Origin of the sequence: Sphingomonas faeni (assembly GCF_040407565.1) — a bacterium.
GTDB lineage: Bacteria > Pseudomonadota > Alphaproteobacteria > Sphingomonadales > Sphingomonadaceae > Sphingomonas > Sphingomonas faeni_F.
Map to the genome: position 1 here is coordinate 134,368 of NZ_JAPZPR010000004.1, position 21,983 is coordinate 156,350.

The 21,983-nt window shown below is 66.4% G+C and carries 20 protein-coding genes; 14 read left to right on the top strand and 6 right to left on the bottom strand.

Annotation, left to right across the window (positions count from 1 at the left end):
- Positions 1-3 precede the first annotated feature (3 nt).
- From O6Y00_RS09745 to O6Y00_RS09800, 12 genes are all read left to right on the top strand, one after another.
- Positions 4-1,587, top strand: coding sequence for an acyl-CoA ligase (AMP-forming), exosortase A system-associated (locus O6Y00_RS09745; RefSeq protein ID WP_353442387.1), 1,584 nt, complete (start codon positions 4-6; stop codon positions 1,585-1,587).
- The gene (locus tag O6Y00_RS09750; protein WP_353442388.1) at positions 1,584-2,810 is read left to right on the top strand and encodes a pyridoxal-dependent decarboxylase, exosortase A system-associated; all 1,227 of its coding nucleotides are present in this window, start codon (positions 1,584-1,586) and stop codon (positions 2,808-2,810) included. Before O6Y00_RS09745 ends, O6Y00_RS09750 begins: the two co-directional genes overlap by 4 nt.
- Positions 2,811-2,951: 141 nt before the next feature.
- A complete protein-coding gene (locus O6Y00_RS09755; protein WP_353442389.1) occupies positions 2,952-3,596 on the top strand; it encodes an XrtA/PEP-CTERM system exopolysaccharide export protein in 645 nt (214 codons plus the stop codon).
- Between the two features lie 11 nt (positions 3,597-3,607).
- Complete coding sequence (locus tag O6Y00_RS09760) at positions 3,608-5,131, top strand: XrtA system polysaccharide chain length determinant (protein ID WP_353442390.1); 1,524 nt, start codon at positions 3,608-3,610, stop codon at positions 5,129-5,131.
- 5 nt (positions 5,132-5,136) lie between these two features.
- Positions 5,137-6,165 carry an AAA family ATPase gene (locus tag O6Y00_RS09765; RefSeq protein WP_353442391.1) on the top strand — a complete coding sequence of 343 codons (1,029 nt, stop codon included), beginning with the start codon at positions 5,137-5,139 and terminating at the stop codon, positions 6,163-6,165.
- Positions 6,166-6,170: 5 nt separating this feature from the next.
- The gene (locus O6Y00_RS09770) at positions 6,171-7,829 is read left to right on the top strand and encodes a hypothetical protein (protein WP_353442392.1); all 1,659 of its coding nucleotides are present in this window, start codon (positions 6,171-6,173) and stop codon (positions 7,827-7,829) included.
- Positions 7,830-7,842: 13 nt separating this feature from the next.
- The gene (locus tag O6Y00_RS09775; RefSeq protein ID WP_353442678.1) at positions 7,843-8,913 is read left to right on the top strand and encodes an ExeA family protein; all 1,071 of its coding nucleotides are present in this window, start codon (positions 7,843-7,845) and stop codon (positions 8,911-8,913) included.
- Between the two features lies 1 nt (position 8,914).
- Positions 8,915-9,760 carry an XrtA system polysaccharide deacetylase gene (locus O6Y00_RS09780; protein WP_353442393.1) on the top strand — a complete coding sequence of 282 codons (846 nt, stop codon included), beginning with the start codon at positions 8,915-8,917 and terminating at the stop codon, positions 9,758-9,760.
- Positions 9,757-10,797, top strand: a complete 1,041-nt coding sequence (locus O6Y00_RS09785) for a FemAB family XrtA/PEP-CTERM system-associated protein (RefSeq protein WP_353442394.1) — start codon at positions 9,757-9,759, stop codon at positions 10,795-10,797. Before O6Y00_RS09780 ends, O6Y00_RS09785 begins: the two co-directional genes overlap by 4 nt.
- Entirely contained in the window at positions 10,794-12,089 is a 1,296-nt protein-coding gene (locus O6Y00_RS09790; RefSeq protein ID WP_353442395.1) for a glycosyltransferase, read from the top strand. Before O6Y00_RS09785 ends, O6Y00_RS09790 begins: the two co-directional genes overlap by 4 nt.
- Before the next feature lie 20 nt (positions 12,090-12,109).
- Complete coding sequence (gene xrtA, locus O6Y00_RS09795) at positions 12,110-13,576, top strand: exosortase A (protein WP_353442679.1); 1,467 nt, start codon at positions 12,110-12,112, stop codon at positions 13,574-13,576.
- On the top strand, positions 13,577-15,463 hold the full coding sequence (locus O6Y00_RS09800; RefSeq protein WP_353442396.1) for an XrtA/PEP-CTERM system amidotransferase: 1,887 nt from the start codon (positions 13,577-13,579) through the stop codon (positions 15,461-15,463).
- On the opposite strand, the gene O6Y00_RS09805 is transcribed toward O6Y00_RS09800, so the two are convergent.
- The 5 genes from O6Y00_RS09805 to O6Y00_RS09825 all read right to left on the bottom strand — a co-directional run bounded on the left by O6Y00_RS09805 (position 15,460) and on the right by O6Y00_RS09825 (position 19,885).
- Positions 15,460-15,645, bottom strand: coding sequence for a hypothetical protein (locus O6Y00_RS09805; protein ID WP_353442397.1), 186 nt, complete (start codon positions 15,643-15,645; stop codon positions 15,460-15,462). The two genes, O6Y00_RS09800 and O6Y00_RS09805, sit on opposite strands and share 4 nt — an antisense overlap.
- A gap of 66 nt (positions 15,646-15,711) precedes the next feature.
- Positions 15,712-16,701, bottom strand: coding sequence for an alpha/beta hydrolase (locus tag O6Y00_RS09810; RefSeq protein WP_353442398.1), 990 nt, complete (start codon positions 16,699-16,701; stop codon positions 15,712-15,714).
- A 99-nt stretch (positions 16,702-16,800) separates the two neighbouring features.
- Complete coding sequence (locus O6Y00_RS09815; RefSeq protein ID WP_353442399.1) at positions 16,801-17,226, bottom strand: MAPEG family protein; 426 nt, start codon at positions 17,224-17,226, stop codon at positions 16,801-16,803.
- Positions 17,227-17,425: 199 nt separating this feature from the next.
- Positions 17,426-18,487, bottom strand: coding sequence for a 1,9-bis(guanidino)-5-aza-nonane synthase (locus O6Y00_RS09820; protein WP_056048328.1), 1,062 nt, complete (start codon positions 18,485-18,487; stop codon positions 17,426-17,428).
- Between the two features lie 162 nt (positions 18,488-18,649).
- Entirely contained in the window at positions 18,650-19,885 is a 1,236-nt protein-coding gene (locus O6Y00_RS09825; RefSeq protein ID WP_353442400.1) for a type III PLP-dependent enzyme, read from the bottom strand.
- A 137-nt stretch (positions 19,886-20,022) separates the two neighbouring features.
- Here O6Y00_RS09825 and O6Y00_RS09830 point away from each other — a divergent pair, with 137 nt between their 5' ends.
- Both O6Y00_RS09830 and O6Y00_RS09835 read left to right on the top strand, forming a co-directional pair.
- Positions 20,023-20,985 carry a threonine ammonia-lyase gene (locus tag O6Y00_RS09830; RefSeq protein WP_353442401.1) on the top strand — a complete coding sequence of 321 codons (963 nt, stop codon included), beginning with the start codon at positions 20,023-20,025 and terminating at the stop codon, positions 20,983-20,985.
- Positions 20,982-21,161, top strand: a complete 180-nt coding sequence (locus O6Y00_RS09835) for a hypothetical protein (RefSeq protein ID WP_353442402.1) — start codon at positions 20,982-20,984, stop codon at positions 21,159-21,161. Before O6Y00_RS09830 ends, O6Y00_RS09835 begins: the two co-directional genes overlap by 4 nt.
- A gap of 148 nt (positions 21,162-21,309) precedes the next feature.
- Here the strand turns inward: O6Y00_RS09835 and O6Y00_RS09840 are convergent, their stop codons facing one another.
- A complete protein-coding gene (locus O6Y00_RS09840) occupies positions 21,310-21,966 on the bottom strand; it encodes an alpha/beta hydrolase (protein WP_056048342.1) in 657 nt (218 codons plus the stop codon).
- Positions 21,967-21,983 lie beyond the last annotated feature (17 nt).

Below are 21,983 nucleotides of genomic sequence, written 5' to 3' on the forward strand. Positions count from 1 at the left end.
CGGATGATCGCGCTCGACCCCATTCCGTACCCCATCGACCATGTCGCGTTGCGCGGTGCCGCGGCGGACGTAGCGCTGGTCGACAAGTCCGGCACGATGACGTTCGCCGAGCTTGAGGACGCGGTGGCGGCGCTGGCGGGTTGGCTGGCAGGGCAGGGGCTGACGCTGGGCGACCGGGTGGCGACCTGGTTGCCGAAGACGCGCACCGCGTGCCTGATGCCGCTGGCAGTGGCGCGGGCGGGGTTGGTGCACGTGCCGGTCAATCCGCTGCTGCGACGGGCGCAGGTCGCGTATATTCTTGGGGATAGCGGCGCTCGGTTGCTGGTGACGCAGGGTGTCCGGGCTGGGACGCTGCAAGACGGCGATGTCCCGAGTGACTGTGCCATCCTCGACGAGGCTGATCCTCTGTTTCCTTGCGAACGCGGGGGCTCAGGAACCACGGGCGTTGCCCCTTGTGAAACTGGGGCACCGCCTTCGTGGGGGAACGGTGAGAGGATAGGGCCGTCCGATCCCGATACCGATTCGCTTGCCGCGATCCTCTACACCTCGGGCTCTACCGGTCGGCCGAAGGGCGTCATGCTGAGCCATGCGAATCTCTGGCTTGGGGCGATTTCCGTCGCGCATTACTTGAAGCTGGAGCCGCACGATCGTGTCCTGGGCGTACTCCCGCTGTCGTTCGATTATGGCCAGAACCAGCTGTTCTCGACCTGGGCGGCGGGCGCGTCGGTGGCGCCGCTCGATTATCTGGTGGCGCGCGATGTCGTGAAAGCGGTCGAGCGGGTCGGGGCGACGACGCTGGCGGGCGTGCCGCCGTTGTGGACGCAGCTGCTCGAGGCGGACTGGCCGGCGGAGACTGCGGCGCGGTTGAAACGGCTGACTAACTCGGGGGGCGCGTTGACGCTGCGACTGGTGCGGGGCCTTCGCGAGCGATTTCCTGCGGCGGATATCTACGCGATGTATGGGCTGACGGAGGCGTTTCGCTCGACCTATCTCGATCCTACGCTGATCGATTCGAAACCTGACGCGATGGGGCGGGCCATCCCGTTCGCGGAAGTTTCGGTGGTAAAGCCCGACGGGACGCGCGCGGCGCTGGGCGAGGCGGGGGAACTGGTCCATGCGGGGCCGCTTGTCGCGCAGGGCTATTGGCAGGATGCGGTGCGGACGGCGCAGCGGTTTCGGCCAGCGCCGGACGGCCGGGGCATGGCGGTGTGGTCGGGGGATACCGTGGTCGAGGGCGCGGACGGGCTGTTGCGCTTCGTCGGGCGCGACGACGAGATGATCAAGAGCGCCGGCAACCGGATCAGTCCGCTCGAAGTCGAGGAGGCGGTGCTGGCTGGTGGTGAAGCGCGCGAGGCGGTGGCGGTGGGCGTTGCGGACGAACGATTGGGCCAGGCGATCGTCGTCATGCTCGCAGGGGATGCGGCCGGAGAGCCGTCTCTGCGGGCTCGACTGCGAACGGCGTTGCCGAGCTTCATGCAGCCGGGAACATATCTTTGGCGGGACGAATTGCCACGCAATGCCAATGGCAAGCTGGACCGGTCTGCGATCGCGTCCGAGGTCCGGGTGAACGAGCAGGTGACACGATGAAACCCATGGGTGCTCTTCCTCCGGAGTTTCTCGCGCAGTCGGGCAATCTCGAAATCGGCGGACGGTCCGCTGACGATTGGGTGATACAGGCAGGCGACACGCCGCTGTTCGTCTACGACATGGCGATCGTCGCGTCGCGCATCGCGCGCTTTCGCGCGGCAATGCCGGCGATCGACCTCCATTATGCGATCAAGGCGAATCCGCACGCCGATGTGCTGGCGGCGATCGCGCCGCTGGTCGACGGGCTCGACGTTGCGTCTTCGGGCGAACTCGCCAAGGCGCTGCTCGTCAAGCCCGCCGCCTCGGTCAGCTTTGCCGGTCCCGGCAAGCGCGACGACGAACTCGCCGCCGCGATCACCGCCGGCTCGACGCTGAACGTCGAATCGGAAGGCGAGGCGGGACGGGCCTTCGCGATCGGCGATCGGCTCGGCATCGCCCCCCGGATGGCGGTCCGCGTGAACCCCGATATCGAATTGCGCGGCTCGGGCATGAGGATGGGCGGCCGTGCGTCGCCGTTCGGCGTCGATGCGGGGCGCGCCGCGGCGTTGGTGCGCGCGATCGTCGGGGCCGGCGCGGACTGGCGTGGCTTTCATATTTATGCAGGCAGCCAGGCGCTGGATGCCGCCGCGATCATCGACACCCAGGCCGCGACGCTGGCGCTGGCCGAACGGCTGGCGGCCGAGGCGGGGTACACGCCACCGCTCGTCAATCTGGGCGGCGGATTCGGAGTCCCCTATTTTGCCGGCGACAGGACGCTGGATGTCGAGGCAGTCGGCGCGGCGCTGCAGTCCGCGATCGCGGACTGCCCGCTGACCCACACGGGAATGCGCTACGCGATCGAACTCGGCCGCTGGCTGGTGGCCGAAGCGGGCGTGTACCTGACCCGCATCGTCGACATCAAGCAGAGCCAGGGCGAGATGTTCGTCGTCGTCGACGGCGGGCTCAACCACCAGCTCGCGGCGAGCGGCAATTTCGGCACGGTCGTCCGGCGCAACTACCCGATCGCGGTAGCGGCGCGGATGGGCGAGGACGCGGCCGATCCGGTGACCGTGGTCGGCCCGTTATGTACCCCGCTCGATCGGCTCGGCGACAAGGTCGCGCTGCCTGCGGTCCGGGTCGGCGACCTGATCGCGATCTTCATGGCCGGCGCCTATGGTGCCAGCGCGAGCCCAAGTGCATTTCTCGGGCATCCACCGGCGCTCGAGATCGTTACTGTCTCATAGCCACAGGTCCAGGCGGCGTGGCGAGCATGGTTACACGGCGCTCCTAACGCTATCTTCACCTGTTCCTCGCATAGCCTATACCCAGTTTAATCGACCGCCGGGCGACCGATGGTCGGGATGGCGCCCAGGAGACAAGTGCCCATGCGTTCCGGACCCGTTTCGAAGTCCCTCACGACCCTCGGCCTCGCCGCCGCGACGCTGACCGCGTGCACCAGCACCGGCGGCCGCCCCGAACTGCCGCCCGCCGCGTATGTCGCGAACAAGGAGCTGCCGGGCGAGGAATATGTGATCGGTCCGCTCGACCAGCTCAATATCTTCGTCTGGCGCAACCCGGAGCTGTCGTCGAAGGTGCAGGTTCGCCCCGACGGCCGCATCACCACGCCGTTGATCAACGACATGCCCGCGGTCGGCAAGACCCCGGCGATGCTCGCGGACGACATGAAGAAGGCGCTGGGGGCCTATATCAAGGACCCGATCGTCTCTGTGATCGTCGAGAATTTCAGTGGCACCTACAGCCAGCAGGTCCGCATCGTCGGCGCGACCGAGAAGCCCGCGTCGATCCCGTACCGCGCCAACATGACGTTGCTCGACGCGATGATCGCGGTCGGCGGGCTCAGCCAATATGCCGCGGGCAACAAGGCGCGGCTGGTGCGCTACGACCGTGCGACGGGCAAGCAGACCGAATTCGCGCTGCAGATCGGCAATCTGCTCAAGAAGGGCGATTCGTCGGCGAACGTCCGGCTTGAGCCGGGCGACGTGATCATCATCCCCGAATCGATGTTCTGAGGCACGCCGGGATGAACGGGATCTACGACGAAGTGCGGATCGCACTGCACGCGATCTGGACGCGGCGCTGGCTGGCGCTGGGCGTCGCATGGGGCGTGTGCGTGCTGGGCTGGCTGCTGGTGTCGCAGATCCCCAGCCGCTACGAATCGACCGCGCGCGTGTTCGTGCAGATGCAGAACATCCTGCCCTCCAGCATGGACGCCGCACCGCAGGCGACGCAGACCAACATCGACACGATCCGCACGACTTTGGTGTCCGCGGTGAACCTCCAGAAGGTCGTTCGTGGCACCGATCTCGCCAACACGGTGTCGAGCGACCGCGACGTCGCCGATCGGGTCGCCGGGCTCGCGCAGAACATCAAGGTCACGTCGCAGCAGGATAATCTGTTCCAGATCACGACGACCGCGGCCAGCCCGAAGCTCGCGCGACAGATCACGCAGAAGCTGATCGACATCTTCGTCGAGCAGAATCTGGCGGGCGACCGGACCAACACGACGCAGAGCCTCGCGTTTCTCGACCAGCAACTGGCCGTCCGCCAGAAGCAGCTGGCCGACGCCGAGGCCAAGCGTGCGGATTTCCAGAACCGCTATCTCGGCAGCCTGCCCGGTACCGGCTCGGTCGCCGATCGGATCGGCGCGTCGCGGACGCAGATGTCGCAGGTCGATGGCGATCTGGCGGCGGCCCAGTCGAGCCTCGCCGCGGTGCAGGGCCAGATGGCGGGTACCCCGGCGACCGTCGCTGGCGCCGGCGGCGTCGCCGGTGCGGCGGGGCCCGCACGTGCGCGACTGCAGGCGATCCAGGGTCAGCTCGCCGACGCGCGGGCGCGCGGCTATACCGAGAATCATCCCGATATCGTTGCATTGAAGAGCCAGTTGGCGGCTGCGACCGCGGCGGCGCGCAACGAACCGCTGTCGGGCGGCAGTGGTGCCGGCAGCGCGCAGAATCCGCTCTACGCCTCGCTGCAATCGATGGTCGCCGACAAGCAGGCGACGGTCGCCTCGCTCCGCATGCGGAGGAGCCAGTTGCAGGGCGATCTCGATCAGTTGAACGCCAAGCTCGCCGGCGATCCCGAGGTTGCCGCCGAACAGGGCTCGATCGATCGCGACTATCAGGTGCTCAAGGACCAGTACGACCAGTTGCTCACGCAACGCGAGCAGATTGCGCTCCGCGGACAGGCGCAGACGCAGACCGATCGCGTCAAGTTCAGCGTGATCGATCCGCCGACGATGCCGCGCATGCCGAGCGCGCCCAATCGCATGCTGTTGCTGTCGGGCGTCCTGATCGCGGGACTTGCCGCCGGTATCGGTGCGGCGTTCGCGCTGGGCCAGTTGCGGACCACGTTTGCCACCAGCACGCGGCTGGAGAAGGCGGCGGGGATGCCGGTGATCGGTTCGATCGGCGAAGTGGTGACGCGGATCCAGTCCGAACAGCGTCGCCGCGGCTTCCGGATGTTCCTTGGTGGAACGGCTGCTTTGGGTGCTGCCTACGTCCTGCTGCTCGGGGTCGAGATCCTGCAGCGCGGCCTGGCGGCTTGAGGGATATGACCGTGACCAAACCCGTTCGCGAATTGTCGCTGCTCGAACGCGCAGCCAAGGTGTACGACTTCAACGCGCATGCCCGTGCGCGTACCGGCGCCCAGCAGCATGTGTCGGAGCTCGAGACCGATTGGCCCGTCGATGCGGCTGTCGACGCGCCTGCCGCAGCCCCCGTTGCCAAGCCTGCCGGAGCCGGGCCAGCCTTCATTGATCCGACGTTCCTGGCGATCCCCGAGGAACTGCGCGCCCCGGTCGGTGAGGAGCTTCCCGACGAATTCCATCTACCGAACGGGTCGGGGGACGCGGCGATGATCGACCGCGGCATGCTGGCGGCGAATGGCATGATCGTGCCGGGCGCCCCGGTCGGGCCGCTCGCCGAGGAGTTCCGTCTCGTCAAGCGCCAGCTGCTGATCGCCAGCGCGCGCATCGCCGAGAGCGACAGCCCCGACAAGGCGCGGATGATCCTCGTCTGTTCCGCGCGTCCCGGTGACGGCAAGACGTTCTGCGCGGTCAACCTCGCGCTTTCAATCGCTGCCGAGCGCGATACCGAGGTTTTGCTGGTCGACGCCGATGTCGCGAAGCCCGACATCGTCCATCAACTCGGACTGACCGATGGTCCCGGTCTGCTCGATGCGCTCGGCGATAGCCGGATCGACGTCGAGGATCTCGTGATCCATACCGATGTCCCGCATCTGTCGATCCTGCCTGCGGGCTCGAAGACGGCGATGGATACCGAACTGCTCGCCAGCACGAGGACCAAGGCGGTGATCGCGCGACTGCTCGAGGCGAACCCGCGCCGCGTCATCATCTTCGATTCGCCACCTGCGCTCGCCGCGTCGCCCGCTGCCGTGCTCGCGATGCGGGTCGGCCAGATCATGCTCGTGGTCCGCGCCGATCGCACGCCTGAAAACGAACTGCGTGCCGCGGTCAACCTGCTCGACGGCTGCGAGCATATTCAGCTTGTCCTCAATGCCGTATCGTTCGTCCAGGGCGGCGCGCGGTTCGGCAGCTATTACGGTCAGGAGGCTTCGTGATGCGCATGCAGATGACGAGGCCGACGATTCGCGCCATGGCGCTCGCCGGCAATGCGGCCGTGCTGGTGACGCTCGCTGCGACTCCCGTCCTCGCGCAGGCGAGCCGCCGCGTCACGATCAACCCGTACATCGAGGCGAGCCAGACTCTCGCCGCCGATCTGAACGGCGGTGACGTGCTGACCTATACCAGCCTTGCCGCCGGCGTCGACGCCGCGCTCGCGACGCAGCGGATTGCCGGGCAGCTGAGCTATCGGTACGAACGCCGCTTCGGCTGGGGCGACGATCTGGGCGACCAGGATATCCATTCGGGCCTCGCCCGCATCAATGCGCAGGTGACCCCGAACCTGACTCTGGAAGCGGCCGGGATCGCCACCCGCGCCCGCTCGGATATCCGCGGTGCGGCGCCTGGGCTGCTGGCGGGCAATGTCGACAATGTCAGCCAGATCTATTCGGTCTATGCCGGCCCGAGCTTCACGAGCAACGCGGGTCCGGTCGCGTTCAACGCGAACTACCGCCTGGGCTATACCAAGGTCGAAACGCCGACCTTCGGCGACCCCACGCTGGGCGGCCAGCGGCTCGACTATTACGACGATTCGATCGGCAACACCGTCACCGCCAGCGCCGCGGTATCGCCCGGTGCGCTCGCGCCGTTCGGCGTGACCGTCAGCGGTTCCTATGATCGCGAAACGGCGAGCCAGCTGAAACAGCGCTATGAGGGCTATTACGGCCGCGGCGACGTGCTGATGCCGATCTCGCCCTACGTCGCGCTCACCGCCGGCGTCGGCTACGAGAAGATCGAGACGAGTCAGAAGGACCCGCTCGTCGATGCGACCGGCGCGCCGGTGCTCGACCGGGACGGCCGATTCGTCACCGACACTGCATCGCCGCGCCGGATCGCCTACCGCACCGACGGCGTCTACTACGACGCGGGCGTGGTGTGGCGACCCAATCGCCGGACGTCGGTCGAGGGGCATATCGGCCGTCGCTATGGGTCGACCAGCTTCACCGGCACCGCGACCTACCAGGCGTCGAAGTCGGTCGGCCTGGCGGTCAACGTCTATGACGGCGTTCAGACGTTCGGCAGGCAGCTCCGGACCGGTATCGGCAATCTCCCGACCAGTTTCCTCACCGGGCAGCAGCAAGGCTTCGGCCAGCAGTTCAACGGCTGCGTGTTCGGATCGTCGGGCGCGGCACCGGGCGGGTGCTTGAACGACGTGTTCCAGTCGATTTCGACCGCCAGCTACCGGGCGCGCGGGATCGACGGCGTGATCGTCGCCACGCGCGGTCGTTCGACGTGGGGCGGGGGCGTCGGTTATGCCAACCGCAGGCTCTATGCGCCCAACGTGGCCCCGGGCCTGATCGTGACCGGTCTGGAGGACGAAAGCTATTACGGGCAGCTCTTCTATTCCCGCTCGCTCACCCAGGTCTCGGGCGTGAATGGCGACCTGTTCGTCAACTATTACGATCCGGGCGTCGCCAACCTCGCAGCGAGCGACGCGTCCGGCGACGACGGCATATGGTCGTACGGCGCGACCGGCACCTATTACCACAATTTCGGGCGACTCGGCACAACCGCGTCACTCGGGCTTTACAGCTTCAAGGTCGGCGACCTCGACAGCGACTGGACTGCCCAGGCGTTGGTCGGTGCGCGGTACCAGTTCTGAAGGCGAGCAGCAGATGTACGACGAACATTACGGACTGACGGGGCGACCCTTCCAGCTTACCCCGGACCCCAAATTCTGGTTCGAGACCGATACCCACCGCAAGGCGATGGCGTATCTCGGCTACGGACTGGCGCAAGGCGAGGGCTTCATTGTCATCACCGGTGATATCGGTGCGGGCAAGACCACGCTGGTCGGCCATCTGATGGACACGATCGATCACCAGCGGCTCAACGCGATCAAGCTGGTATCGACCGCGATCGAGGCGGAAGACCTGCTGCGGATCGTCGCAACCGAATTGAAGGTCGATCCCGCAGGGCTGACCAAGGGCGAATTGCTGCCGGCCATCGAACGCGGGCTGCACGCGGTCGCGCGCACCGGCAAGCGTACGCTGCTGATCGTCGACGAGGCGCAGGCCTTGCCGGTGTCCGCGCTCGAGGAACTGCGGATGCTGTCGAACTTCCAGGCGGGCGGGCATGCGCTGTTGCAGATCGTGCTGCTCGGCCAGCCCGAGTTCCGTGATCGCCTGCACGGCTCGGAGCGGCTCGAACAGCTCCGCCAGCGCGTCATCGCGATCCATCATCTCGATCCGATGGAGGAGGACGAGGTTTCGGACTATCTCGCACACCGCCTGTCCGTGGTCGGCTGGACCGGCAATCCGGATTTCGCGGACGATGCCTTTGCGGCGTTCTATGCGGGATCCGCGGGTGTGCCGCGACGCCTCAACATGCTGGCCGGCCGGGTGATGCTCCACGCCGCGATCGAGGATCTGACCGTCATCGATGCGGCCGTGGTGAAGACGGTGCAGCGCGATCTCGAGGGCGACCTGCCGATGCTCGCGACCGACACGGGGAAGGGCGCCGCTGCATCCGACGGCAAGCTGCCGCCTGCCGCTGTGGCGACGCCTGTGCCGCGGACCGATCCCATGATCGAGGACCGGATTGCCGCGCTCGAAGCGCGCGTCGAGTTGCAGGACAAGGCGCTTCGCCGCGTCCTCACCTTGCTGGTGGACTGGGTGGAAAACGATACCGACAAACCGGAATACGCGCCGATCCGCGGCGTCGCCGCCTGGCACGACGCGGCGTAGGATGAGCGTTCTCAATGGCATGTCGGTCGACGTGGAGGACTGGTTTCAGGTCGGCGCCTTCGAGAACGTCATCGACAAGGCCGACTGGGACTCGCTGATGCCGCGCGTCGAGGCGAATACCGACGCCGTGTTGGCCCTGTTTGCCGAGCGCGACACCAAAGCGACGTTCTTCACGCTCGGCTGGGTCGCGCACCGCTATCCCGCGCTTGTCCGCCGGATCGTCGAGGCAGGCCACGAGATCGCCAGCCATGGCTGGGATCACCAGCGCGTGTTCACGATGACGCCGGCGGTCTTTCGCGCCGATCTGGTGCGGGCGCGATCCGCGATCGAGGATGCGGCCGGCACCAAAGTTACCGGCTACCGCGCACCGAGTTTCTCGATCGACCAGCGCACGCCCTGGGCGCACGTCGAACTGGCCGAGGCGGGCTATGCCTATTCCTCCAGCGTCGCGCCGGTGAAGCACGATCATTATGGCTGGCTCGATGCGCCGCGCTATGGGTTCAAGCCGCTTACCGACAGCGCGCTGATCGAGGTGCCGGTCACGGTCGCGCAGTTCGGCACGCGCAAGCTGGCGACCGGCGGCGGCTTCTTCCGCCTGCTGCCCGCGGCGATCACCGACTTCGCGGTGCGCCAGGTCAATCGCGAAGATCGTCCTGCGATGTTCTATTTTCACCCATGGGAGATCGATCCGGCGCAACCGCGTGTCGATCGGGCGCCGATGCGGTCGAAGTTCCGGCATTATTCGCGGCTCGGTGCGATGGCCGGCAAGTTGCGCGGGCTGCTCGGCCGGCACGCATGGGGCCGCGTCGATGCGGTCGTCGCACGCGAAGCGGTGCGGTTGGCGTGACCGCACCCGTGCCTGTCGGCGTGCGCGAAGCGAACCTTCGCGATCCGGGCGAGTGCGCGCGGATCGTGGCGTTCGTCGAGGCGACCGACGGGTCCGCGCCGTTTCATCTGCCAGCATGGAGCCAAGCGGTGCAGGACGGCTGCGGCCAGCGTGCACATTATCTGATCGCCGAGCGCGCGAGCGGGGCGATCGCCGGAGTCCTGCCGCTGACCGAGATGCGCTCCCCGTTGTTTGGCCGCGCGCTCGTCTCGACCGGGTTCGGCGTCGACGGCGGCGTGCTGGGCAATTCGCTAGAAGCGCTCGCCGATGGCGCGTGGAACCTCGCCTTGCGACTCGGCTGTCCGTCGGTCGAACTGCGCGGTGGTCCGGCCCCGGACGGCTGGGTCAGTGACGACCAGAGCTATCTCGGGTTCGCACGCGACCTGGCGAAGGACGACGAGGCGGAACTGCTCGCGATCCCGCGCAAACAGCGCGCCGAGGTGCGTCGTGCGCTCGGGTTCGATCTGGAGATCGTTACCGGCGCCGATAGGACACTGCTTGCCGAGCATTACCGGGTCTATGCCGAGTCGGTCCGCAACCTCGGCACGCCGGTGTTCCCCGCAAAACTTTTCCGCAGCGTTGCGAGCATGATGGACGCCGATGTTCTGACCGTCCGGCATGAGGGCAGGGCGGTCGCGAGCGTACTCAGCCTGTATTTCAACGGCACCGTCTATCCCTATTGGGGCGGCGGCACCGAGGCGGCGCGGGGGCTTCGCGCCAACGACCGGATGTATTTCGCGCTGATGGCGCACGCCCGCGCAAAAGGCTGCACGCGGTTCGATTTCGGACGGTCGAAGACTGGAACGGGGGCTGCGGCGTTCAAGAAGAATTGGGGGTTCACGCCCGAACCGCGGCTCTACGCCAAGCGCAGCAACGGTCCGGCGCGCGAGGTGAATCCGCTCAATCCCAAATACGCGTTGATGGTGCGGACGTGGAAGAAGTTGCCGCTGTGGGCAGCGAATGCAGCCGGGCCGTGGATTTCCCGAGGCCTGGGGTGAGCCTGCTCTTCCTGGCACACCGGATCCCGTTCCCGCCCGATCGCGGCGACAAGATTCGCAGCTTCCACATCCTGCACTATCTGGCGAAGCGCGCGCGCGTCCACCTGGTCGCGTTTGCCGATGACGACGCCGACCTCGATCCGCCGGCCGTGTTCACCGACATGCTCGCGAGCTGCACGATCGTGCCGCGCGGCAAGTCGCAGGTGCGCGCGGCGATCGAGGCGCTGGCAACCGGCAAGCCGGTATCGCTGACCGCCTTCGCGCATCCCGCGGTGCAGGCGGCGGTCGACCGGATCGTGCCGGAGGTGTCGGGAATCTACTGTTTCTCGGGCCAGATGGCGCAGTATCTGCCGGCCGACGGCCCGCCGGTCTTGATGGATTTTGTCGACGTGGATTCGGCCAAGTTTGCGGGCTTTGCCGAGGATGCGCGCGGGCCGATGCGGCGGATGATGCGGCGCGAGGCTCGGCTCCTGGGGGCGTTCGAGCGGGAAGTTGCCGCGCAGGTTTCGGCGAGCCTTTTCGTCAGCGACGCCGAAGGGGCGGTCTTTCGCGACGGCGGCGCGACCGGGCGGATCCTCGCGGTCGAGAACGGTATCGATTCGGTGACGTTCGATCCGGCCGCTGAATTTACAACGCTCAAGAATGGCGACCATCCCGGCGGAGACCGGGGCCCAGTGGGGAAGGTCGCAGTAAATGCGGACAGTCCGCCGTCATCAACGTCTCCCAACTGGACCCCGGCCTCCGCCGGGGTGGCGGATGCGCCTGCGACGCGGGCAGAAGCGCTGCTCGTCTTCACCGGCCAGATGGATTATCGCCCCAACGTCGACGCGGTCACCTGGTTTGCGCGCGAGATTCTGCCGTTGATCCGCCAGCACGTCCCCGTGCATTTCGCGATCGTCGGCCGCGTGCCGACCTCGGCGGTCAAGGCGCTTGCCGGCGACGATGTCACCGTCACCGGCGAGGTCGACGACGTTCGCGGCTGGCTCGCGGCGGCCGATGTCTGCGTCGCCCCCCTCAAGCTCGCGCGCGGGATCCAGAACAAGGTGCTCGAGGCGATGGCGATGGCGCGCCCCGTCGTCGCTTCGACCGCCGCCGCCGAGGGGATCGACCACGCCGGTACGATCCGCGTCGCCGAAACCGCGCAGGACTTCGCCGATCGGGTGATCGGGCTGCTCGCTGCACCCGAAGCGGCCGCCGCGCTCGGTATCGCGGCCCGCGAACGGGTTATCGCGCGCTACGGGTGGGACGCGCGCCTTGCTCCACTCGACACGCTGTTCGGTCTCGACGCGTGACGCCGTGGCGCCGTCACGGCATGGCACTGGCGGCATCGGTCGTCGTGATCCTGCTGCTGTTTCGCGGCGACGTTGCTGACCTGGTCCGGATCTGGTGGAACAGCACGACGTTCGGGCATTGCCTGTTCATCGGCCCGGTCGTCGCGTGGCTCGTGGTGCAGCGTCGAGCGGAACTGGCCGCGTTGACCCCCATTGGATGGTGGCCGGGCCTCGCACTGGTGGCGGTCGGCGGGTTCGGCTGGCTGATGGGCGATGCTGCCTCGGTCGGTTTCGCGCGCCAATTGGGGCTCGTCATGATGCTGCAAGGTGCCGTGTTGACCATCCTTGGTCCCAATGTCGCGCGCGGGCTTCTGTTTCCGCTGTGTTACGCGTTCTTCCTAGTGCCGTTCGGCGAGGGGCTCGAACCGCCGTTGCAGACCGTGACGGTCGCGATCGTGATGCCATTGCTGCACCTCGTCGGCGTACCCGCGGTGGTCGACGGCGTGCTCATCCATGCCGGCCGCTACTATTTCGAGGTCGCCGAGGCATGCTCGGGCTCAAAGTTCGTTCTGGCGATGGTCGCGTTCGGCGTGCTCGTCGCCAATCTGTGCTTTGTCTCGTGGAAGCGGCGCGTGGTGTTCCTCTTGGTCTCGGTGATCGTCCCGGTGATCGCCAACGGCGTCCGCGCATTCGCGACGATCTGGGCGGCGGACCTGACCTCGGTCGAGGCCGCCACCGGAATGGATCACATCGTCTATGGCTGGGTGTTCTTTGCGCTCGTCATGGCAGGCGTGCTGGCGATCGGCTGGCGCTGGTTCGATCGCGCGCCCGACGACCCGGCGTTCGATCCGACGGCCTTCCAGACGATCCCGCGACACCGTACCGACCTGTTGGTCGCGACCGCGCTGGTACTGACGACGGCAGCGGCTTTTCCGGCTTGGAGCGCGGCGATCGCCGGTCGGGCACAGCCGCTTCCCGCGCATGTCGACCTACCCGACGTCGCTGGCTGGCACCGCGTCGCGATCAGCACCCGCGCACCGTGGACGCCCAATTACCCCGACGCCGATCATTATCTGTTCGGCCGCTACGCCGACGCGTCCGGCGCGACGGTGGACATGAGCGTCGCGGTGTTCGGCAACCAGCATGAGGGTAAGGAACTGGTCGCCTTCGGTACCGGCGTGCTGCGGCAGGAAGACCGCTGGGTTCGCGTCGCCGATCTACCCGCCATCGCCGATGCGAGTGGTGTGGACGGCAGTGTCATGCGGATTACCGCGCCCGGCCCCGTGGAGCGGATCGTCGCGACGTGGTACCGGGTCGGCGACAGGACCACGCAGGACGAGACGCTGGTGAAGATCGAGACGATGAAGGCGCGGCTGCTCGGTGGCCCGCAACGCGCGGTGGCGATCCACCTCTCGGTAGAGGGCACCGACCAGCGTCCGATGGCGCGTTTTCTTGGCGCGCTCGGGCCGATCGGAACGGTCGCCGATCATGCTGCGGGGATGCGCTAGATGTGCGGTATCGCGGGGATCTTTCATCCGGGCACGCCAAAGCCCGTCGATCCGAACCGGGTCCATGCGATGATCGCGGCACAGGCCCATCGCGGACCCGACGGCGACGGGATCTGGACCGCGGCGGGCGTGGGGCTTGGCCACCGCCGCCTGTCGATCATCGATCTCGAAGGCTCGCCGCAGCCGATGTCGGACGGCACGCTGACGATCACGTACAATGGCGAAGTCTATAATTTCGTCGAACTGCGCGGCGAACTGGCCGCCAGGGGGGCGATATTCCGTACATCGGGCGATACCGAAGTGCTGCTGCACGCGTGGCGCGCCTGGGGGCCGTCGATGCTCGACCGGCTGAACGGCATGTTCGCCTTCGCGATCCACGATTCGGCCGCGCACACGCTGTTCCTCGCGCGCGACCGGATGGGCGTAAAGCCGCTGCATTACGTCGAGTTGGCAGATGGGTCGCTGGCGTTCGCGTCCGAACTGAAGGGTCTGCTCGCGCATCCGCAACTCCGCCGCGTGCCCGATCTGCGCGCGGTCGAGGATTATCTGGCGTTCGGCTATGTTCCCGACGATTCGTGCATCGTCGCGGGCGTGAAGAAGCTGGCGGCGGGGCATTTCCTGCTCGTCGAGCGCGGCCGTCCGGTCCCGCAGCCGCGCAAATGGTGGGACATCGATTTCTCCAACCGCGCGACCGGCTCGGCCAAGGCACTCGGCGAGGAACTGGTCGACCGGATGCGGGCTGGCGTGCGTTCGCGGATGGTCGCCGACGTACCGCTTGGCGCATTCCTGTCGGGCGGCGTCGACAGCTCGGCGGTGGTCGCCTTGATGGCCGAGGCGAGCCCTAAGGCTGTGCGCACCTGCACGATCGGATTCGACGAGGCTGGTCATGACGAACGCGGCTATGCCGATACCGTCGCACGCCGGTTCGCAACCGATCACCGCGAGCGCGTCGTCCAGTCGGGCGCTTTCGGCCTTATCGACACGCTGGTAGCAAGTTTCGACGAACCCTTTGCCGATGCTTCGGCGCTGGCGACGCATCAAGTCTGCGCGCTCGCCCGCGAGAGCGTCACGGTCGCGCTGTCGGGCGATGGCGCCGACGAGGCGCTCGCGGGGTATCGACGCTACAAGTTCCAGGCGGCGGAGGAGCGCGTGCGCGGACTCCTCCCCGAGCATCTGCGGCAGGACGTGTTCGGCACGCTTGGGCGGTGGTACCCGAAGGCCGATTGGGCACCGCGACCTTTGCGCGCTAAATCGACGCTGCTTGCGCTCGCTCGGGGTGGCGGCGAGGCCTATGCCCGATCGGTCGGCGTCACCACGCCCGAACTGCGCGCGCAACTGTTCAGCGCAAACGCTAGCGCGGCCCTGCGAGGCTATCGTGCCGAAGATCGCTATGTCGCGACGATGGCGAATGCGCCGGCTCGCGATCCGATCGACCGCGCGCAATATGCGGATATCAAGCATTGGCTTCCCGGCGACATTCTCACCAAGGTCGACCGGACCAGCATGGCGGTCGGGCTGGAGGCACGCGAACCGCTGCTCGACCACCGCCTGATCGAGTTCTGCGCGACGTTGCCCGCCGACATGCGGTTACGGCGCGGCGAGGGCAAATGGCTGATGAAGAAAGCAATGGAGCCGTATCTGCCGCACGACATCCTCTATCGCAAGAAGATGGGTTTCGTGACCCCCATCAGTGCCTGGTTCCGGGATGCGCTGGCCGGCGAGGCGAGCGCGCTCGCCAAATCGCGAACGCTGGGAGAGACCGGCTGGTTCGACATGGCGACGATCTCGCGGATCGCCGACGAGCATCGGATGGGGCGCGTCGAACACGGCCGCACGCTGTGGCAGTTCGTGATGCTGGAACGCTCGATGCGCCGCGTGTTCGGTTAAGCGATCCCGACCTTGTCCTGAGCCCGGGCGATCAGTTCGTCCAGCGCGGCTTCATCAAGCCGCCCAGCCGTTCGCAGCGCAGCTTCCGGAGTCATTGCGATCACCGTCCCGTCGGGACCGTCGATGATGACTTCGCCTTGTTCATGGAACACGTTGCGCGGCTCGGAATACGGTATCGGCATCAGCATTCTCCCGTCCAGAACAGCAACGCTTGAATCGACCGGCTAGGTCCGTGACCCTGACCTAGCTCAGATCGAGACCGTTTCACCCATCCACCGATCGAACAATTGCGGCCAGAGCGATCCCGGCGACCGCGGCGACAATCGTGTGCCGAAGCCGTGGCCACCATGCTGCAGGAAATGCGCTTCGGCCCGGATATCGACGCGACGTGCGGCGGCGAGCATGTCCACCGTGTTGGCGACGGGTACGGTCCTGTCGTCCTCGGCGTGCAGCAGGAACAGCGGCGGCATGCCGGGTCGAAGCTGTCGATCGATCGCAAAGCGCTCTTGCACCGCGGGGAGCGGATCCGGACCGAGCAGGTTCGCGCGCGATCCGCCATGGCTGCGGTTCGGGTCGACGTTCGAAACCGCATACATCAACCCCGCATACGCCGGGCGCGCGGAGTGTCGATCGGCGGCGTCGACCGGACGATACGCCGGATAGTCGTGCAGCACCGTTACCGACCCGGCCAGATGTCCACCGGCGGAAAAACCTACAACGCCCAGTTTGCGCGCATCGATCCGGTAGGCGCGGGCATTGGCGCGGATCAACCGCATCGCCCGCTGCGCATCGGCAAGCGGCACATCGGCGCGGTCGGCCCAGCCCTCGCAGGGGAGGCGGTAGCTCAGGACGAACACCGTGATCCCGAAGCCGTTCAGGACGCGTGCGACGTCGATCCCCTCGTTGCGCAGCGAGGTAAGAAAATAGCCGCCGCCGGGCATCACCAGTACGGCACGTCCGTCGGGTCGTTGCGGCCGGAAAACGCCCACCTCGGGCCGCGCGACCCCGCGCATCTTGATGTCGCGATAGCCGTTCTCCCGCGTCGCGATTTCGGGGTTGGGGCGTGGCAGCGGGTTCGGCGCACCCGGCGGCAGGCCTGGCCAGAGCGCAAAATGTTCGACCGGTGGCCAGACCGGTATGTCCGAAGGTCCAGGCAGCGCGGAAGATCGGGCAAAGGCGGCAGGCGCGATACCGGCGGCGAGCGGCAGCGTCAGGAGCGAACGGCGGTCGAAGGTCATGGTGCTCTGCTACCCGATACGGCCCCGTCGGGAAAAGCGTCTACCAACGCGGCCCATGCTATTTTCAGGCACCGCCCCGGTCGGACCGCCCGGCAGCATTCAGAACACTGCCAGGGCGGCATGGAGCGTCAGTGCGACGAGCATCAGGCTCGACAGCATGAAGAGGAGAAAGCGGCCCCTGACGCGGTTGCTGGTTGCCTGGACGAGGCTGTGGGCGATCCGTAGCCCGACATAGGCCCAGGCGATCCAGGCGTTGATGCCGTTGCCCGTGCCGGTCAGCGCGAGCACGGCGCAGACCGCGTAGAACAGCGTCGGCTGCTCCATCAGGTGATTGTGATTGTGCGCCTTCCACTGGACTTGCGGTGGCAGCGATCGATCCGCGTCGGACGCCTTGGTGCCGACGAGCTTGCCCATGTCGACGCCGGCCGCCTTCATCGCCGGCAACCGCGTCGCGAGCGTCCAGCCCAGCATCACGAGCGTCCACGCGATCAGGACGACCATCGGTCGCAGGATGTCGCTGTGCATGAAAAAGCCTCCCCCGGTTATTCGGGAGAGGCTGCATCAATTGCCGGGAAGGGGCAACGGTATCTCTAATCCTCCCCCGTCAGGGGGAGGTGGCAGGCGCTTGCCTGACGGAGGGGGAGGAGAGGGCAACCAGCGTTATCGCCGCCTCCCCCTCCGTCGCTTCGCGCCACCTCCCCCTAGCGGGGGAGGATCGAAAGATTCAGGCCTTGTCGAAGCTCGCGCCCCACTTGCGGACCGGACGGTCCTTCCAAAGCCCACGATGATACGCATCCGACGCCAGCAGCGGCATCACCGAACCCGCTTCGGCGAACACCATCTGCTCGATCCCGGTGTTCACCTTGCCCCACGAAGCCGCTTCCTGCAGCGTCGAGGACGAGCACGCACCGTCGCGCACATCGGCAACCGTGATCTGCACCGCATACTTGTGCACCTGGACGTCGTCGTGACCGAGGATCTCGGCACAGACGACGGTGTCCTGGATGAAGTTCTTCGGCACGCCGCCGCCGATCATCAGCAGGCCCGTGGTGCCTGCCTTGATCTTGATCTCGGTGAGCTCGCGGAAGTCGGCGATCGCGTCGAGGACCATGTATGGCTTGCCCGCCTTCACCGCGTCGACCTGATGCTTGACCAGCCCGAAGCCCGCCGACGAATCGACGAACGCGGGGCAGAAGATCGGCACGTCATGCTCATAGGCGAGCTTGACGAGGCTGTTCTCCTTCTTGCCGTGCTCGACGAGGTACTTGCCCATCTCGCGGATGAACTCGCGGCTCGAATAGGCGCGTGGCTCGAGCGTCTCGGCGATCTCGAAGATCGTGTGGTCGACGTGCTGGAGCTCTTCCTCGTCGATATACGTGTCGTAGATCCGGTCGATCATCAGCGAGCGCAGCACGTCGTCGTGCGGCACTTCAAGCGCCTGATAATGCTTGTGGCCGAGGCCCTCGAAGAAATCCATGTCGACGATGGTCGCGCCGGTCGCGACGATGCCGTCGATCATGTTGTTGCGCAGCAACTCGGCATACAGGTCCATGCAGCCGCCGGCGCTCGTCGAGCCCGCGATTACCAGGAAGATCGTGCAGTCCTTGTCGGCCAGCATCTGGTTGTAGATGTCGGTCGCGCGGCCGAGATCGCGGCTGGTGAACGACATCTTCTTCATCGCATCGACGATCGGCCGCGCGTCGAAGCTGGTGATGTCAATATGCTCGACGGTGGTCGAGAGGAGTTCCGCCTTGCGCTGCGCGTCGATGCGGGTGTCTTCGGTCATGTCTAATTTCTCCTGATCCCCCCTCCCGCCTGCGGGAGGGGGCTAGGGGGTGGGCGCCCGCTCACCGCGAACGCTCCGGATGTGGAAAACGCGCGCCCACCCCTCGGTCCCCTCCCGCGAGCGGGAGGGGAAGACGAAGAGCGAACGATTACTTAGTGTTGGTTACAGCTTGACGACGTTCGACGCGAGATCCTGGAAGCGTTCGTCATACAGCGAGACCATCGGCTCGTCGGTGACGATCACCGTCTCATCCGATCCGAACCCGTTGAACGCGGTCCGCATCGCCGAGCCATACGCGCCGAGCATGCCGATCTCGATATAATCACCGGCCTGCGTATCCGCGGGCAGCATGAACGGGCCGACCATATAGTCCATGTCGTCGCACGTCGGACCATAGAAGCTGAACTCCATGTCCTTCGCACGACTGTCCGGCTCGCGGAGCAGCTCGACCGGGAAACGCCAGCCGATATGCGCCGCGTCGAACAGCGCGCCATACGCACCGTCGTTGATGTACAGCTCGGTCCCGCGACGCTTTTCGACGCGGACGATGATCGAAGAATATTCCGCGCACAATGCCCGGCCCGGCTCGCACCACAGCTCGGACGAATAGCTGACGGGCAGCGATTCGAACGCACGGTGGATCGTCTCGAAGAAATGCTCGAGCGGCGGGGGCTCCATGCCGGGATACGAGGACGGGAAGCCGCCGCCGACGTCGATGACGTCGACCGTGACCGCCGCCTCGACGATCGCCGCACGGACGCGCTCCATCGCGTTCGAATAGGCTTCGGGGGTCATCGCCTGCGAACCGACATGGAAGCAGATGCCGAGTGCGTCCGCTGCCTGACGGGCCGCGAACAGCAGCTCCTTGGCTTCGTGCGGGGCGGCACCGAACTTCGACGCGAGGCTCAGCTTCGAATGCTCCGACGATACGCGCAGACGCACGCAGAGCGTCAGGTCGGTGGCGGCTTTCGTGGCGCGAACGACCTTGTCGAGCTCTTCCAGGCTGTCGAGGCTGAAGGTACGGACGCCGTGCGTGAAATACGCCTCGGCGATCGCTTCCTCGGCCTTGACCGGGTGCATGAAACAGAGCGTAGCCTCGGGCAGCGTCCGTGCGACCAGGCGCACTTCGGCGATCGACGCCACGTCGTAATGCGTGATGCCATTGTCCCACAGGATCTGCAGGAGTTCGGGAGACGGGTTCGCCTTCACCGCATACATCGAGCGGCCCGGGAACTTCTCAACGAAGAACCGAGCGGCGCGCGCAGCAGCGTGCGGACGAACGAGCGTGACCGGGTTGACCGGACGCCCTTTAGCGATGTCGATGCCGCTCCCGATGCGGGAGGTGTCGGCGGTCGAATGGGCTTTCGCTAACCCCAGCGCGATATGATGCTTGACCAATTCAAGGGACCTCCAATGTCCTGAGACAAATTACAAAAACACTGCCTTGCGGTTGGAAGTCCCATGGGGCAGCGGAAGCGCGATCTAGGGTTACGCGCCCCCCATGTAAATAGCGTTTGGCGCGTAGGAGACGATGTGTGACGATTTTGCGACAACCGACGCGGGCGGGTGTGCGGGACGCCGCGGAAAAGATCGCCCGCATCCTCCCGCCCACGCCACTGTTCGTCTGTGAAATCAAGGGCGTACCGGTCGCTTTCAAGGCTGAATCGTTGCAACCAATCGGCGCGTTCAAGATTCGCGGCGCGTGGCATCGGCTCACCGCATTGGACGAAGCCACGCGGAGAAAAGGCGTGGTCGCGTTCTCGTCGGGCAACCACGCGCAGGGAGTGGCGTGGGCGGCAAAACGGCTCGGCATCGCAGCGACGATCGTGATGCCGTCGGATGCGCCGCGGCTGAAGCGCGAGTCGACGCTGGCACTGGGCGCGGAGGTGGTGACCTACGACCGCGCGACCGAAAGCCGCGAGACGATCGCCGCGGGGCTGGCGGAGGCGAGGGGCGCGACGCTGGTGCCGAGCTTCGACGATCCGTGGATTATCGAGGGGCAGGGGAGTACAGGCATCGAGGCAGCCGCGCAGATGGCGGCGCTAGGCATGGGCGTGCCAAGCCGCGTCGTCATCCCCTGCGGCGGCGGTGGCTTGTCCGCAGGCATCGCGCTGGCGCTGAAGGACAGCGCGATCACCGTCGTCGAGCCCGAGGGCTGGGACGACATGCGCCGCTCGCTGGAGGCATCCTGGATCGAACCCGTCGGCCCCAACCCGCCACCAACCGCCTGCGATTCGCTCCAGACCATGCGTGTGTCGCCGCTGACCTTCGATGTCCTCTCCCGCCGAGACGCGACCGGCGTCGCCGTCAGCGAATCGGGGATCGCCGCGGCGCAGCGCTGGGCCGCGGAGAAGCTGCGCCTGGTAATCGAACCCGGCGGTTCGGTCGGACTGGCGGCCGTGCTGGCCGGCAAGGTAAAGCTCGAACCCGGGCTGCTCGTCATCCTGTCCGGCGGCAACGTCGACTTCGCCGCCTACGCCAAGGCAATGGCAGCATGAACGCCGCACTGACGTCGATCGCTGCGGCGGCACCCGCCATCGCCATGCTGGGGATGTTCGCCAGCCTGATCGGCGGCATCACGCTGATCGCGAAGAAGCGCGACACGAAGAAGGGAGTGCTGATGCTGATCATGGCCGCAGTCCTGCTCGCCAACGTGGCGATCTGGACGCTCTAACTCCCTCGCCCCTGCGGGGAGAGGGAAGGGGCCCGCCGCGCTTGCGGTGGGAAGGGTGAGGGGCTTTGGCGAGAGCGTATCGATCCCCAACTCCCCCTCATCCGATGCTGGCGCGCCACCTTCTCCCCGAGGGGAGAAGGGAATTTGCTCACCGGATAGGCGAATTCGGGTCCAGCCGCATGTCGAGATACTTGTCCACCGACCCCATCAACTCCGGCATCTCGTGCTCGAAGAAGTGGTTCGCCTTCGGGATCGTGTCGTGATGGATGGTAATATGCTTCTGCGTCCGCAGCTTGTCGACCAGCTTCTGCGTGGCGCCCGGCGTCGCGACCTCATCGGCCTCGCCCTGAATGATGATTCCGCTCGAAGGGCAGGGTGCCAGGAACGTGAAGTCGTACAAATTCGCCGGTGGTGCCACCGAGATGAACCCGCGGATCTCAGGCCGGCGCATCAGCAGCTGCATGCCGATCCATGCACCGAAGCTGACGCCCGCAATCCAGGTCGTCTGCGCCTCGGGATGGAAGCTCTGCACCCAGTCGAGCGCGCTCGCCGCATCGCTCAATTCGCCGACGCCGTTATCGAACACGCCCTGGCTCTTGCCGACACCGCGGAAGTTGAACCGCAGCGTCGCAAAGCCACGTCGCTGGAATGTCTTGTAGAGCTGCTGCACGATCGCGTTGTTCATCGTGCCACCGGCCGACGGATGCGGGTGCAGGATCATCGCGACAGGCGCGCGCGGACGTGGGCCCGGCGCAAAACGACCTTCGAGACGGCCTTCGGGACCGGGAAAAATGACTTCTGGCATAGGCACTCGCGAGCTGG